The sequence below is a fragment of the Dysgonomonas termitidis genome, from assembly GCF_054657735.1.
Genome location: NZ_BAAHYD010000002.1, coordinates 3,167,042 through 3,179,863 on the forward strand (window position 1 = coordinate 3,167,042; position 12,822 = coordinate 3,179,863).

Consider the following 12,822-nt stretch of genomic DNA (forward strand, 5'->3'; position numbering starts at 1 on the left):
ATGAAAAGAAATTATATAACATATTTATTGGTTGTATTCACAATGGTAATTCCCATAACGAATACATATGGCCAGACGGCTGACTCGCTGAGCCATTACCTGCAAGTTGCGGCTCAGAATAATCCCGGAATCAAAGCCGGCTTTCTTGCCTATCAGGCTTCGCTGCAGAAAGTACCGCAGGCAGGAGCTTATGAGGACCCTCAACTCGAAATGGGGATGTTCCTTAAGCCTATGGATATTGTAGGGGGGCGGCAGGTTGCCGAATTCAAGCTGATGCAGATGTTCCCGTGGTTCGGGACAAAAAAAGCGGCTCAAACCGAAGCTGTACATATGGCAAAGATGTCTTACGAAAAATTCAGGGAGACAAGGGACAACCTTTATCTGGATGTCTATACGCAATGGTATATCTTATGCAGTTTACAACAACGATTGATGAACAACCGGGAGAATAAAGCCTTACTCACCCAACTGGAAGAACTAGCGATGCGAAAATTTGCCTCCCCTTCGGGTAGTTCGTCATCGGGATATTCCATCCCCTCCCCGGCTCCCGCACCCCGGAATAATACTTCCGCCGTTGCAGGAGGCGGTATGTCAGGTATGTCTTCAACGGGAGGCACTAGCTCGTCGACAATGCCTGCATCCCAGGGAATGTCATCCATGAGCGGAGGTTCTTCAGGAATGAGTGCTTCTACGCCCGGCATGTCCGACGTACTCCGTATACAACTGGAGATAGTGGAAACAGATAATAACATTGCCAGTTTACTGTCTGAGATAGCAGCAGAAAAAGCCAGGTTCAATACATTGCTGAACCGCCAGGTGAACAGTGAAGTACAAATCCCCGAATCATTTGTGCAGACGCCTTTCCTCTTCGACGGAGAATCTATAATGGCTAAGATTGAAAAGCAGAATCCAATGCTGGGTATGATAACCGAAGAGGGACTCTCCTATAAGGCAAAAGGCGAAATGGACAGAAAGATGGGTTATCCGATGTTCGGAATCGGGGTACAGTATATGCTCAATAAAAAAACCGATGAAGCTATGCTTTCAATGGGCGATATGAATGGTAAGGATATGATAATGCCGATGGTATCGGTCAGCATTCCCCTGTACCGCAATAAATACAAGGCGCAACAGCGCGAAAGCAAATTGTGGTGGCAGGCCAGCCGGGAAAGGTACGACAATACCCGCAATACACTGGAAGCCGAATTATACAAGACCAAACACCTCCTGGATGATGCAGCCCGCAAAGTCGCCTTGTATAAGAAACAGGAGGAGCTGGCTAAGACAACCTATAATCTGATTGTACAGGAGTTTGTTTCAGGCAAAAGTGACCTGACGAATGTGATTCAGGTACAACGGCAATTGCTCGATTACCAGTTGAAAGAAGCGGAGTCGATAGCAGGTTACAATACGATGGTCGCTTCTATTGAGAAATTAATTTCATTTAAAAAAGATACAGAACAATAAAAACTTTCATATCATGGATACGAATAAAATAAAACAAGTGTTCAGGAATAATTATATCAGGTACGGAATTATCCTGCTTATAGGGCTTCTGTTAGGATGGCTGATATTTTCAGGAGGCACTGATGCTACACTCGCTGAAGACCATTCGGGGCATACCCACGAAATGACTACCGATGAAAACGGGAAACAGGTGTGGACTTGCTCGATGCACCCTCAAATAAAAATGGACAAGCCGGGTAAATGCCCCATTTGCGGAATGGATCTGATTCCTCTGAAAACGACAGGTTCCGGAGATGCAGCTATCGATCCGGAAGCAATACAGATGTCAAAGGAAGCCGTCGCACTGGCAAATATCCAAACGACAGTGGTTAGCAAACAAAACCCTGTGAAGGAGGTACGTTTGTACGGTACAGTACAGGCTGATGAACGTTTATCCCAGTCTCAGACATCACATGTCAACGGCCGTATAGAGAAACTATTCATCAATTTTACAGGTGAAAGCGTGCAGCAGGGACAGACCATTGCCACCGTTTACTCTCCGGAGTTGTTAAGCGCCCAGCAGGAATTACTCGAGGCTGCTAAAATGCAATCTGTACAACCAGCTTTATTACAGGCAGCAAGGGAAAAACTGAGGCTATGGAAGCTTACCGATGAACAGATTTCACGGATAGAGCATTCAGGGAATGTATCTCCGTATGTAGATGTGAAGGCAACAACCAGCGGTATTGTAGCCGCTAAGAAAATTAGCCAGGGAGACTATGTGAATCAGGGTAATGTTCTGTTCGATATTGCCAATTTTTCAAGAGTATGGGTTATGTTTGATGCCTACGAATCGGATCTTCCTTTTTTAAAGGTAGGTGATAAACTCGAATATACGCTTCAGGCATTACCCGGAAAGACATTATCGGGAAATATATCTTTTATCAACCCGATATTAGACCCGGTGACACGTACCGCGAAGATACGTATCGAAGCAGCCAATCCCGGTATGCAGTTAAAACCGGAAATGTATGCCAATGCTGTGATTAAATCACCTCTCAGACAATATAACAACCAGATAGTGATACCTAAATCTGCCGTACTCTGGACTGGCAAACGTTCCATTGTTTATGTGAAACAGCCCGATACCGAAACTCCGGCCTTTATGCTTCGCCAGATAGAACTGGGACCGTCTTTAGGTGATTCCTATGTGGTTCTGTCCGGAATAAATGACGGGGATGAAATAGTCACTAACGGCACATTTACAATAGATGCCAGCGCTCAACTCGAAGGCAGGCGCAGTATGATGAATGACGCCGATTCGAGGCCGGTAACGGGTCATGAAGGCCATAACATGTCCGGAGGCTCGGGAAATATGAATAAAGAAAATGAACATGCCGGTCATAATATGTCGCCGATGCCTGACAATATGCCTCAAAAAACATCAGATAAGCAGACTCATACAATGATTCCGGTACAGGGCAATTGCGACATGTGTAAAGATCGCATCGAGAAGGCGGCAAAATCCGTCAAAGGTGTATCTACCGCAAGCTGGGATCAGAAATCGAAACAATTACATCTGAATTTTGATTCAACTAAAACTTCAATCGAAGCGATTAGCCGGGCTATAGCCAAAGCCGGACATGATACCGATAAATATAAGGCAGACAAAGCGATTTATGATGCATTACCCGCCTGTTGCAAATACCGGAATAATTAAAATAACAGATTTTTATAATAACTAATTTTTAACTAAAATGAAAAAGATTTTTATAGTAACAATGACCTTAGGAGCAACCCTGTTTATAGCATGTAACTCTGGTGCTTCAAATAAGAGTGAACAGAAAATACCAATGGCAGAAACCGGACAACCGGAAATGAATCATGATTCAAAGAAAGACGCTAACCTCGAACATGCTACGCTTGACGTACAAGGAAACTGCGAACTATGCAAGGAGCGTATTGAAACAGCAGCAAAAAGTGTGAAAGGTGTTGCTTCCGCAGACTGGGACATAAAAAAGAAAGAACTCCATGTGAGCTTCGATTCCAAACAAACTAATCTGGATGCAATAAGTAAAGTCATTGCCAAAGTCGGACATCGTACAGATAAAGACCCTGCAGATCCGAGTGCTTACGATGCTTTACCTCCATGTTGTAAAGTGTGATTCTCCCAACTAGGGCCGACAGTACAAATATATAATTCTTTTTCAAACACCCCCATATTTTTGTGAGGGGGATTTGAAAAAGAATTATTTGTAAAAGTTTAGATTATCGACCGATGGGAACAATGAAGAAACAAGAATTATTGAGTGTTTAAACGCAGCTATGAGACTATGCTAACCTCATATCGCTGTATATATACGATATTTTTCTAAAACAAAAGATATCTATTATTAAAACTTTATCTTAAAATAATTTCAAGATAAAATAATGGATTTAATTGTATTTCTTATTACACTTCCCTGTAAAATTCAGCAATATATTCTTCCATAAATAAATGGCGTTTTGCTGCTATCAGCTTAGCCGATTCAGTATTCATCAGACCTTTTAGCTTAAATAACTTATCATAAAAGTGTTGAATACTAGAGTTTTCCTTCTCTTTTTCATCAGGACTATATAGGATGCAGTTCTTACTACCGCCATAAGCAAAACAGCGTGCAATGCCGATTGCCCCGATAGCATCCAACCTGTCCGCATCCTGAACAATTTCAGCTTCGATTGATGATGGCTTATTGCCTTTACTGAACGAAACCTGGGAGACAATCTCAATTACCCGGTCTATGATAGACTGCTCAACAGCCAAGGATTTAAGGAATGAGCTGATTAACTCTTCTGACTTATCTATTCCGTTGTTGAGTTTCTTATCGCCTAGATCATGCAGCCAAGCCGCTAATTGGACAGTAAAACTATTGGCCTGTTCTGTCTGCAAAATCCTTCGGGCATTAGTTACCACTCGTTCTATATGATAGTAGTCATGTCCCGTTCCTTCTTTAAGAAAAGTTTCTTTGATATATTCCTGTGCTTTTATCAGAATTTCTTTATTCTCCATTCTTCTGCTTATTGAAAAATTTCCATAATGGTAAATTCACACTCTTTGGATTGGTGTTCATTAATCAGAGGAACAAGCCGTCTGAAATGCTCTGTCTGGCAATGCCTGTCCAACGCATCATGATCCGGCCATTCTTCAATGAAGATAAAGTGAGTTTTATCGTCCTGATCTATATAGAGGTTGTATTCTATACAATCCTTTTCTAATTTGGTTTTAGCAACCAATTCAGCATAAAGAGGCTTTACTATTTCCAGATACTCTTCCTTAATAAAGTCCTCGGCTATAACTTTTATCATTCCTATTTATTTCCCCCCTGTAATTAATATTTAAAATGAATTATTTTGTATAACAAAGGTAAAGAGAATTACCGGATTCAATATTCTTTTATGATCATATCTCATTTACCGTTATTTCGAGATGATTGATCTTATCTTCTGTTATTTCAAAGTGATAATCCAATAAAACAGGACTACCCTCAAATGTTCCGGAAATCTTAGCTATAAGGATACCCGTTGTTTGAGTACTTTTGTATGCTATCGGTTCCATGACTATTCTGTATTTTTTATTCGCTTCATTAATCCAGTTCCTGATTTCATCCTTTCCACTATAAGTTTGTTCTTCATCAACAACAACTGCTGCTTCTGCAAAACAATCTGCGTATTTGTTACTATCAAACAGATTTTGAGCTTCTATTAATTTTGCGATTACACTTGGATAATTCATAGTTGTAAATATTAAAATATTGTTTTGTACTCTATACTTCACATCAAAAGTAGAATAAGCTGTTTGTTCTGGCAAGTACGGAAAAACGATTCATATAGGGATAAATTCTTCCCTATTGCTTAACTTCGTAAATTAATTTATATTTACGTTATGTATAAGAGAAAGATACCTTTAAGCTTAAATTGTGGTCTGGATTTGATCGGGGAAGTCTTGTATGGCAAATGGAAAATCCGCCTGTTATGGTTTATCAATGAAGGATACCAGCGTCCGAGTGAACTGCAACGTAAAATACCCGATGCTTCCCGCAGGGTATTGGATATGCAATTAAAAGAGCTGGAAGAACATGAATTAATAACTAAAAAGATTTATCCGGTGGTTCCTCCAAAAGTGGAATATAGCTTAACTGAATTCGGAAAAACCCTGATTCCTATTATTTCAGCTTTGGGTCAATGGGGAGATGAACATCAGGAACGATTAAGAACGCTTATTCTAAAAAAGAAAAATCAATGAACCCCCATTTTTGAAAATACATTTACGATAACGACATGGGCTACAATAAGACCAATGCCTATTATTACAGGTACATCCGGTGTCTGCTTAAAGAGAACAGCTCCAATTACAGTTATCAATACAATCCCCAAACCTCCCCATATTCCATAGGCAATACCTACAGCATAGCCTTTAATGACAGGCTCAGAAAATAAAAGGGAATGAGGTAAGAAATTATAAATACGACCGAAGGTGTCAGTCTGGTGAACTGTTCTGATTTAAGAGTATTCAATCTGATTGTAGATAATTATCGGGACGTATGGTATGAGTAATATTTAGGCCTGATATTTTTTCTAAGCAAGGACGAAAAAAGGCGTAAAAAAATCAGTTTTTTCAATCTCTATACATTTTTGTCCCTTTTAAGTTTGGGGATTCAATCAATATTGCTTATAATCAACGAAGTATGTACTTGGCGCAATATTTGTAGTTACTAAGATAAAAGAACAAATGGCTCTTAGCAATGTTTTTACTTTTATAAAGTATATCCAATCAAATAATGATTTTAGAAAATCCTGCTATAGCTGCAAATCAAAGGCTGAATTGAGGGCTATACTAGCATGTTATGAGATTGTATTTACAGATGAAGAGTTTAGAGAAGCAATTAGTGCATCATTATTCAAATGCCAAATGGAGAGTGAGCCTCTAGAAATCAAGCAAATAGAACGGTTATTTAATTTATACCCCGAAAAATGACTTATTATGGATACAATAGAAAACAAAACTATTATCGTTCCAAATATAGAAAAGATTCGTTTTATAATTAAAGATGCAATAGGCTTGGATGTTATGTATGCCTATGAAGATTTGTTTTTTGCAGAACATGGTGTTTTTCTAATCAAAAGTAGTTTTGGCGATACCACATTGTAATGCAGTTTTAGTAACAGAACCTGTCTGCTCATAGATTCTAAGCCAGTTCTGACGTGCTCTTATTTTTCGTTCTATATTTTTATAGTCGAAAAATATAGACTTTATTCCAATATTTAATGTCAAAAATGTAGCGTTTCTATTGGTATGTTCTATCTATAGTAAGTTTTGAACTCTATTGTGGGATTTTCTGCTAGGATCTGAAAACAAAAAAGTCCTGAATCCTGCTGAATTTCAGGACTTTTCGTCGATTTATAAATCTTATTGGCGGTATGGACAGGACTCTGATTATATTATAATAGTTCCCAATATTTTATAATAATTATTGAATATCAATCATTTAACTTTTTATGTTTTCGAATATTATTTGCATTTTCGGATAGTTTTTGTATGTGTGCAACACAAATGCAACATAATTTTTATATGGCTAAATACTTTGTTTACATTAAGAAAGACTACGATTCCAAATCAGGATATACGCCACTTTATGTCCGTTACAACTATGACCGAACAAAACGTACTTTAATATCGACCAGATATTCTATCAAATTCCAGCATTGGGACGATAAAAAGAAGTGCGTTAAACGTGCTTGTCCCGAATATGACGAAATAGAAGTAACTGTCAATAAAATATATCTGCGTCTGTCGAATATATTGGATTACGCTAACGAAAATGATATAGAACCGACAGTTGACTTTGTGCTGAAAGAATTAGCCGTTGAAAGAGAATATGAACAGAAACAGGCTCGGACAGACTTGTTTGCCCTCTTAGATAAGTATGTCGAAGAGAAAACTCCTTTCGTATCTAAAGACCAAGTAAAGGACTACAGGACATTAAAGAAGCATTTGACGACATTTAAGAAGTATTCTTCTCAACCAATATCTTTTCGCAATCTTAACATGAAATTCTACAAAGAATTTATGAACTATCTGTTTTATGAAGCCGTAAAAACCCGATGGTACGATTGGGCTGGTAATAAATTCTGCCGGAAAAGTAGTGCGATTGTTAAAAGGTTTTGTAAACTATCAAATTGCAAAAGGAACTATCCCGACTGTCGATTTGAAATTTTTCAAGGTTGTAGAAGAGGAAACCGACGCTATCTATTTAACAGAAAATGAATTGGCTAAAATATATCAGCTTAATCTCTCCGATGATAAAGAATTAGAGGAAGTCAGGGATATATTCATTGTTGGCTGCTATACCGGATTACGGTACAGCGATCTATCAACTCTTAATAATGAACATATCGACTTGGTAAACGGGAACATCAATATTAAACAACGGAAAGTACATAAAGCCGTTGTTATCCCTATAATTGACTATGTGCCGAATATTCTCAAGAAATATAACTATGATCTACCGAAAGTTTCTTCTTACAAATTCAACGAACGTGTCAAAGAATTGGGCGAGAAAATCAAGCTGAATCAGAAAATAGAAATAGTCCGAAAGAAAGGGAACGCCAGAGTAACAGATATACGCAAGAAATATGAACTAATGCCCTCGCATACATGTCAGCGTTCGTTCTGTACCAATATGTATCTGTCCGGTTTCCCCGCAGAGGAACTTATGAAAATATCGGGGCACAAAAGCCCTGCTGCATTTATGCGCTACATCAAAGTCGATAATCAACAGGCCGAAAGCCCTGAGAAATAGTTTGAGTAGATGAGACTGATACGCCGGTTATTCATTACTTTTGTAAAATACATTATATAGATTTCGATGTGCAATATCCAGATAGTCTGACAAAGTATAATTGGCCTACAGGGGACAGTATAGGAGCATTTAAACATCAATTTGCAACAAAGGCTCCTGAATGGAAGCACGAAAATGAGGTGCAGCTATTAGATATGCCCAAGATAGGCTATTCTGAGATGGGCTTTCATCCCGAAATATTATTAGACGATGACTCTCATCACCGATACAAAATAGGCGGAGAATGTTTTTCTGCCATTTATTTAGGAGTAAATATCATCGAAAAGGATAAAGAGGAAATCATTAAGACGGGTCAGAAATTGAATCCCAATATCCGTATTTATCAAATGAATGTCAATCCAAATGCGTTTAAATTAGATTTTTGTGAAATAATTTAGATAATCTGTTAATTTCTCAGGTAGTCTTTTCTCATCATAGTACCAATACATTCCATTATCAGATAAAATAATATATCCACCCTACTAAAGTTCGTAAACCATGCCAATCAGAAACTTTAAAATTGAAATTCCAAATGAATCTCTTGAAGATTTATCCCTTAGGCTAAGGAAAACAAAATGGGCAAATCAGATACCGGAAACAGGGTGGAGCAGAGGAACTGACAAAGATTATTTACAGGCTCTGGTCGATTATTGGATAAGCGGTTATGATTGGCGGACTCAAGAAAAAGTATTTAACCAGTACCCCCAATACAAGTGTAATATCGATGGTGTGGATATTCATTTCTTCCATATAAAAGGAAAAGGAGAAAATCCATTACCTCTCATTCTTACCCATGGGTGGCCTGATAGCTTTGTCCGCTATCAAAAAATTATTTCCCGTCTTACCGACCCTGTCAGCTTCGGAGAAGATTTGTCTGACTCTTTTGATGTTATTATCCCATCACTACCCGGAATTGGTTTTTCCTCTATCCTTGAGCCCAAAGGATTTAACAATTCTAAGGTTGCTGATTTATGGGTCAAATTGATGACTGAAAAACTAGGGTATACTAAATTTGGTGCAGCAGGTGGAGATGTGGGTTCGGGTGTTACCCGATATTTGGCAATGCACTATCCGGAACATCTTATTGGAATTCACCTGACCGATGTGGGTATTATCCGGCAAATTATGATGTCGGATGATAACAAACTTTCGAGTGAAGAGAAAGAGTATAAGCGTAAAGCTCAACAATGGATTGTACAAGAGGGAGGTTATATGTCTATTCAATCTACTAAACCTCAAACGCTCGCATACGCCTTGTCTGATTCGCCTGTAGGCTTAGCAGCCTGGCTCGTTGAAAAATTTTATTCATGGAGTGATATTAGTAAAGGTTTTGAGAATAAGTATAGTATGGATGAGCTGCTTAATAATGTTATGATCTATTGGTTGAATAATTCAATAGGAGCTTCCGCCATGATGTATTATGAAAATATGCATACCTTGCCTCCAATTGGCAAAATAACTATTCCTACAGGTATTGCCCTTTTTGCTAAAGATGTTCTACTTCCGCCAAAAGTATGGGTTGAGGAGAACCTAAATTTGGACCAATGGTCAGAAATACCCCGAGGCGGACATTTTACAGCAATGGAAGAACCTGAATTGTTTTCAAATGATATATGTAAGTTTTATCGTAGTTTGAGGTAAAAAAGCTAGTTTTTTGTCTTCTATAAATAATCTGTGATATTTTGACTACGTGACGGCTCCGGGTACTTTTAAAGCAAAAGTCTAATTGACAATCAATTGATTAGACTTTTTTATTTTAGCAAATTGTTCCCGAATTGTTCCCAAGTATATAACACATATCTTGATTTTCTACTAATCTAGGGACAACCTCTTTTTAATGATTTTAATTGAGATACATTTCTGGTGTAATTATATATTCATAAAAGACTATCCCATCTATATCATTAAAGATATAGTGGAAAATCCAGTGAGCGTTGCCCCCTCGTGCCAGTCTAAATTGACCCCATGTACCAAAATATGTTTGACCCTTTTCGCCAAAATAAAAATGTCCCCTGTCGGAATATAAACCAACAGGGGATTTTTATGTAATTTAGATTTACCCTCCTGGTCGATGGGTTAAAACTAAAATTACTATGACAACAAAATTAGCAAACATTCTTCATTGCTATGCAATGGGGATGGGTATAAAAGGTATCAGCGCGACCTTTGAGCTATCCCGTAACACAGTGCGCAAGTATGTGCGTTTGTTTCAAGAGAGTGGTATGCCAATGGAGCAGCTTCAGTCCATGCCGGCGAAGCGCCTTGAGGAGATGTTTGGAAGCAGCGGTGAGAGGGAACGTACCCCTTCAGTGCGTCAGTTGGAACTGGAGGCGCTCTTACCTGAGTATGCCGCAAGACTTACACGCAAAGGAGTGACAGTAAAATCTTTGTATGAAGAGTACCGGCGAGAGCATCCGGGTGGATTCCGTCATGCAAGTTTCGGCGCGTACATACAACGTTATCGGCTTGTATCACGTCCGGTGGGTCACGTTGAGCATTACGCCGCAGACCAGCTGTATATTGATTTTGCGGGCGACCGTCTAGAGGTTGTTGATGAGCAAACAGGCGAAGTCAGATCCGTTGAAGTTTTTGTAGCCATCCTTCCTTGTAGCCACTATACCTACTGTGAGGCAGTCTGGTCGCAGAAGAAAGAAGACCTTATAAAAGCATGTGAGAATGCACTACACTTCTATGAGGGTGTGCCCTTTGCAATCGTCCCTGACAATTTGAAGTCGGCGGTAACTCGGAGCAATCGCAATGAGCCGGTTATTAACGAAGACTTTGCCGCTTTTGCCGAGCATTATGGTTGTAGTGTATATCCGGCACGTGTCAGGCACCCAAAAGACAAAGCCCTTGTAGAGAACGCTGTAAAACTGATGTACAAGTCTGTTTATACCGATCTCGAAGGTCTGATGTTCCATGATTTGGAATCACTCAATGCCTGCATTATCCAATCTCTAAGTCGTTTCAACGAGAGAAAACTTACCGGACGCAATCAGTCTCGCAGGCAGTTGTTTGAAGAGGTAGAAAAAGACTATCTACGAACTTTACCCTCTGTGCGGTATCAGATGAAGGAACGCAAATCTGTGACCGTGATGCGTAATAGCTATGTAACTCTCAAGAAGCATCATTACAGCGTGCCAAAGGAATATGTAGGCAAGCGTGTCGATATTGTTTACGATGCTGATACTCTCGATATCTTCTATGGCCTGCGGCTGGTAACAACCCACCAGCGTGATGACACTCCCTATGGCTACACTCGGAAGGAGGCACACAATCTTCCCGGTAGGCATGGTAGCTACGAAAAGGATCTGGACGAGGTTTTTGAACGAGCTACTCAGATAGATAATATCGTCTTGCTTTATCTCAAGGATGTAGCATCGCAGAAGAAATATATGCCTCAGGCCTTCCGCTCATGCAGAGGTATCCTAGCCTTGGAAAAGACCTTCGGACAGGACAGGCTTGTGGCGGCATGCGCCTGTGCTTCATTGATGCGCGTTTACGGATATCAAGATGTTATCGGTATCCTGAACCGGGGCGATGATGCAGACTTTCTGCCACAGGCTGATCAGGACTCGGACACCAACTTATCACTTCCGCACCACAAGAACATCCGTGGACGTGAATACTTCTCAAAATCAACAACAAAAACTAACAACAACAATGGAAACAAATAATAAAACCGCACCCGTTACTCAGGAGAAAGACCAAAATATCATTTCTCTGGATCTGATGAACCGTATGAAGCTGCATGGTATGGCTGCCGCCTTTAAGGAAAGCCTGCAGTCCACCGTTGCCGAGTCTATGACTGCTGACGGCTTCCTCTCATTACTATTGGCTCGTGAATGGGACTATCGTTCGGATGCCTCCATACAACGCCTGATTCGAGGGGCCGGCTTTCGATACAAGGCTTATCTTGAGAATATAGACTATACCATCAATCGAAGTCTCGACCGCAACCATATAGAACGGCTCTCGTCGCTTGACTTTATCCGTCAAGGAAAGAATCTGTTCATTACCGGTTCATCCGGAACCGGCAAAAGTTATATTGCAACAGCCATTGGGTATCAGGCGTGTAAGAACGGAATACGAACTAACTATGCCAATGCATCCAAACTTATGGGAGCGCTAAAAGTTGCAAAGACAAAGGGGATCTTCGAGGCCGAACTCAAGAAAATAGAACGATGTCAGTTACTTATACTTGATGATCTCTTTCTTGTTCCTCTTGACGCTAAAGAACGTTCAATATTGCTTGACATCATCGAAGATCGTCATGAGCGCAAATCTATCATTGTGACCTCACAATTACCGGTTGCCAACTGGTATGATGCAATAGGAGAACCAACAGTCGCTGATGCCATTCTTGACCGCATCGTCCACTCGGCGCATCAGATAGAACTTACCGGTGAGAGTGTGAGAAAAATGAAGGTAGACAAAAACAAGTAAATCTAAAATAAAAATGACCCCGTCGACCAGGATAATTTAGGGGTAATCATAA

General features: G+C 39.8%; 14 protein-coding genes and 1 pseudogene. 11 read left to right on the forward strand and 4 right to left on the reverse strand.

The window, feature by feature from the left end:
• The 3 genes from ACYQ3L_RS17025 to ACYQ3L_RS17035 are packed head-to-tail and all read left to right on the forward strand — an operon-like array spanning position 1 to position 3,611.
• Positions 1-1,467 carry a TolC family protein gene (locus ACYQ3L_RS17025; RefSeq protein WP_459952444.1) on the forward strand — a complete coding sequence of 489 codons (1,467 nt, stop codon included), beginning with the start codon at positions 1-3 and terminating at the stop codon, positions 1,465-1,467.
• A 13-nt stretch (positions 1,468-1,480) separates the two neighbouring features.
• Positions 1,481-3,166 carry an efflux RND transporter periplasmic adaptor subunit gene (locus tag ACYQ3L_RS17030; protein ID WP_379997883.1) on the forward strand — a complete coding sequence of 562 codons (1,686 nt, stop codon included), beginning with the start codon at positions 1,481-1,483 and terminating at the stop codon, positions 3,164-3,166.
• 37 nt (positions 3,167-3,203) lie between these two features.
• Positions 3,204-3,611 (forward strand): heavy-metal-associated domain-containing protein, encoded by a 408-nt coding sequence (locus ACYQ3L_RS17035; protein ID WP_379997881.1) that lies wholly within the window; start codon positions 3,204-3,206, stop codon positions 3,609-3,611.
• Between the two features lie 287 nt (positions 3,612-3,898).
• Here the strand turns inward: ACYQ3L_RS17035 and ACYQ3L_RS17040 are convergent, their stop codons facing one another.
• The 3 genes from ACYQ3L_RS17040 to ACYQ3L_RS17050 form a co-directional block, all read right to left on the reverse strand.
• Positions 3,899-4,495 (reverse strand): HD domain-containing protein, encoded by a 597-nt coding sequence (locus ACYQ3L_RS17040; protein ID WP_379997879.1) that lies wholly within the window; start codon positions 4,493-4,495, stop codon positions 3,899-3,901.
• Positions 4,496-4,503: 8 nt separating this feature from the next.
• On the reverse strand, positions 4,504-4,791 hold the full coding sequence (locus tag ACYQ3L_RS17045; protein ID WP_379997877.1) for a putative quinol monooxygenase: 288 nt from the start codon (positions 4,789-4,791) through the stop codon (positions 4,504-4,506).
• 94 nt (positions 4,792-4,885) lie between these two features.
• Positions 4,886-5,218, reverse strand: coding sequence for a nuclear transport factor 2-like protein (locus tag ACYQ3L_RS17050; protein ID WP_379997875.1), 333 nt, complete (start codon positions 5,216-5,218; stop codon positions 4,886-4,888).
• Between the two features lie 150 nt (positions 5,219-5,368).
• Between ACYQ3L_RS17050 and ACYQ3L_RS17055 the strand changes: the two genes are divergently transcribed.
• Positions 5,369-5,728, forward strand: coding sequence for a winged helix-turn-helix transcriptional regulator (locus ACYQ3L_RS17055; protein WP_379997873.1), 360 nt, complete (start codon positions 5,369-5,371; stop codon positions 5,726-5,728).
• Here ACYQ3L_RS17055 and ACYQ3L_RS17060 read toward each other — a convergent pair.
• Positions 5,722-5,999, reverse strand: a pseudogene (locus tag ACYQ3L_RS17060) (DMT family transporter). The gene ACYQ3L_RS17055 and the pseudogene ACYQ3L_RS17060 sit on opposite strands and share 7 nt — an antisense overlap.
• A 467-nt stretch (positions 6,000-6,466) precedes the next feature.
• On the opposite strand from ACYQ3L_RS17060, the gene ACYQ3L_RS17065 reads away from it, so the two are divergent.
• From ACYQ3L_RS17065 to istB, 7 genes are all read left to right on the forward strand, one after another.
• Entirely contained in the window at positions 6,467-6,634 is a 168-nt protein-coding gene (locus ACYQ3L_RS17065) for a hypothetical protein (RefSeq protein ID WP_379997871.1), read from the forward strand.
• A gap of 420 nt (positions 6,635-7,054) precedes the next feature.
• Entirely contained in the window at positions 7,055-7,750 is a 696-nt protein-coding gene (locus ACYQ3L_RS17070) for a phage integrase SAM-like domain-containing protein (protein WP_379997869.1), read from the forward strand.
• Position 7,751: 1 nt separating this feature from the next.
• Complete coding sequence (locus ACYQ3L_RS17075; protein WP_379997867.1) at positions 7,752-8,285, forward strand: site-specific integrase; 534 nt, start codon at positions 7,752-7,754, stop codon at positions 8,283-8,285.
• Positions 8,286-8,353: 68 nt separating this feature from the next.
• Entirely contained in the window at positions 8,354-8,722 is a 369-nt protein-coding gene (locus ACYQ3L_RS17080) for a DUF2971 domain-containing protein (protein ID WP_379997865.1), read from the forward strand.
• Positions 8,723-8,822: 100 nt separating this feature from the next.
• On the forward strand, positions 8,823-9,965 hold the full coding sequence (locus ACYQ3L_RS17085; protein ID WP_379997863.1) for an epoxide hydrolase family protein: 1,143 nt from the start codon (positions 8,823-8,825) through the stop codon (positions 9,963-9,965).
• A gap of 452 nt (positions 9,966-10,417) precedes the next feature.
• Positions 10,418-12,001 (forward strand): IS21 family transposase, encoded by a 1,584-nt coding sequence (gene istA, locus ACYQ3L_RS17090; RefSeq protein WP_380002093.1) that lies wholly within the window; start codon positions 10,418-10,420, stop codon positions 11,999-12,001.
• Entirely contained in the window at positions 11,988-12,770 is a 783-nt protein-coding gene (istB, locus tag ACYQ3L_RS17095) for an IS21-like element helper ATPase IstB (protein ID WP_459952321.1), read from the forward strand. The genes istA and istB overlap by 14 nt, the downstream gene beginning before the upstream one ends.
• Positions 12,771-12,822: the final 52 nt, after the last annotated feature.

Excerpts from the sequence above, each read along its gene's own strand:
- istA (WP_380002093.1), top strand. The coding sequence starts at position 10,418 with ATGACAACAAAATTAGCAAACATTCTTCATTGCTATGCAATGGGGATG.
- ACYQ3L_RS17045 (WP_379997877.1), bottom strand. The coding sequence starts at position 4,791 with ATGATAAAAGTTATAGCCGAGGACTTTATTAAGGAAGAGTATCTGGAA.
- ACYQ3L_RS17050 (WP_379997875.1), bottom strand. The coding sequence starts at position 5,218 with ATGAATTATCCAAGTGTAATCGCAAAATTAATAGAAGCTCAAAATCTG.
- ACYQ3L_RS17040 (WP_379997879.1), bottom strand. The coding sequence starts at position 4,495 with ATGGAGAATAAAGAAATTCTGATAAAAGCACAGGAATATATCAAAGAA.
- ACYQ3L_RS17035 (WP_379997881.1), top strand. The coding sequence starts at position 3,204 with ATGAAAAAGATTTTTATAGTAACAATGACCTTAGGAGCAACCCTGTTT.
- ACYQ3L_RS17025 (WP_459952444.1), top strand. The coding sequence starts at position 1 with ATGAAAAGAAATTATATAACATATTTATTGGTTGTATTCACAATGGTA.
- ACYQ3L_RS17055 (WP_379997873.1), top strand. The coding sequence starts at position 5,369 with ATGTATAAGAGAAAGATACCTTTAAGCTTAAATTGTGGTCTGGATTTG.
- ACYQ3L_RS17070 (WP_379997869.1), top strand. The coding sequence starts at position 7,055 with ATGGCTAAATACTTTGTTTACATTAAGAAAGACTACGATTCCAAATCA.
- ACYQ3L_RS17085 (WP_379997863.1), top strand. The coding sequence starts at position 8,823 with ATGCCAATCAGAAACTTTAAAATTGAAATTCCAAATGAATCTCTTGAA.
- ACYQ3L_RS17030 (WP_379997883.1), top strand. The coding sequence starts at position 1,481 with ATGGATACGAATAAAATAAAACAAGTGTTCAGGAATAATTATATCAGG.
- ACYQ3L_RS17065 (WP_379997871.1), top strand. The coding sequence starts at position 6,467 with ATGGATACAATAGAAAACAAAACTATTATCGTTCCAAATATAGAAAAG.
- istB (WP_459952321.1), top strand. The coding sequence starts at position 11,988 with ATGGAAACAAATAATAAAACCGCACCCGTTACTCAGGAGAAAGACCAA.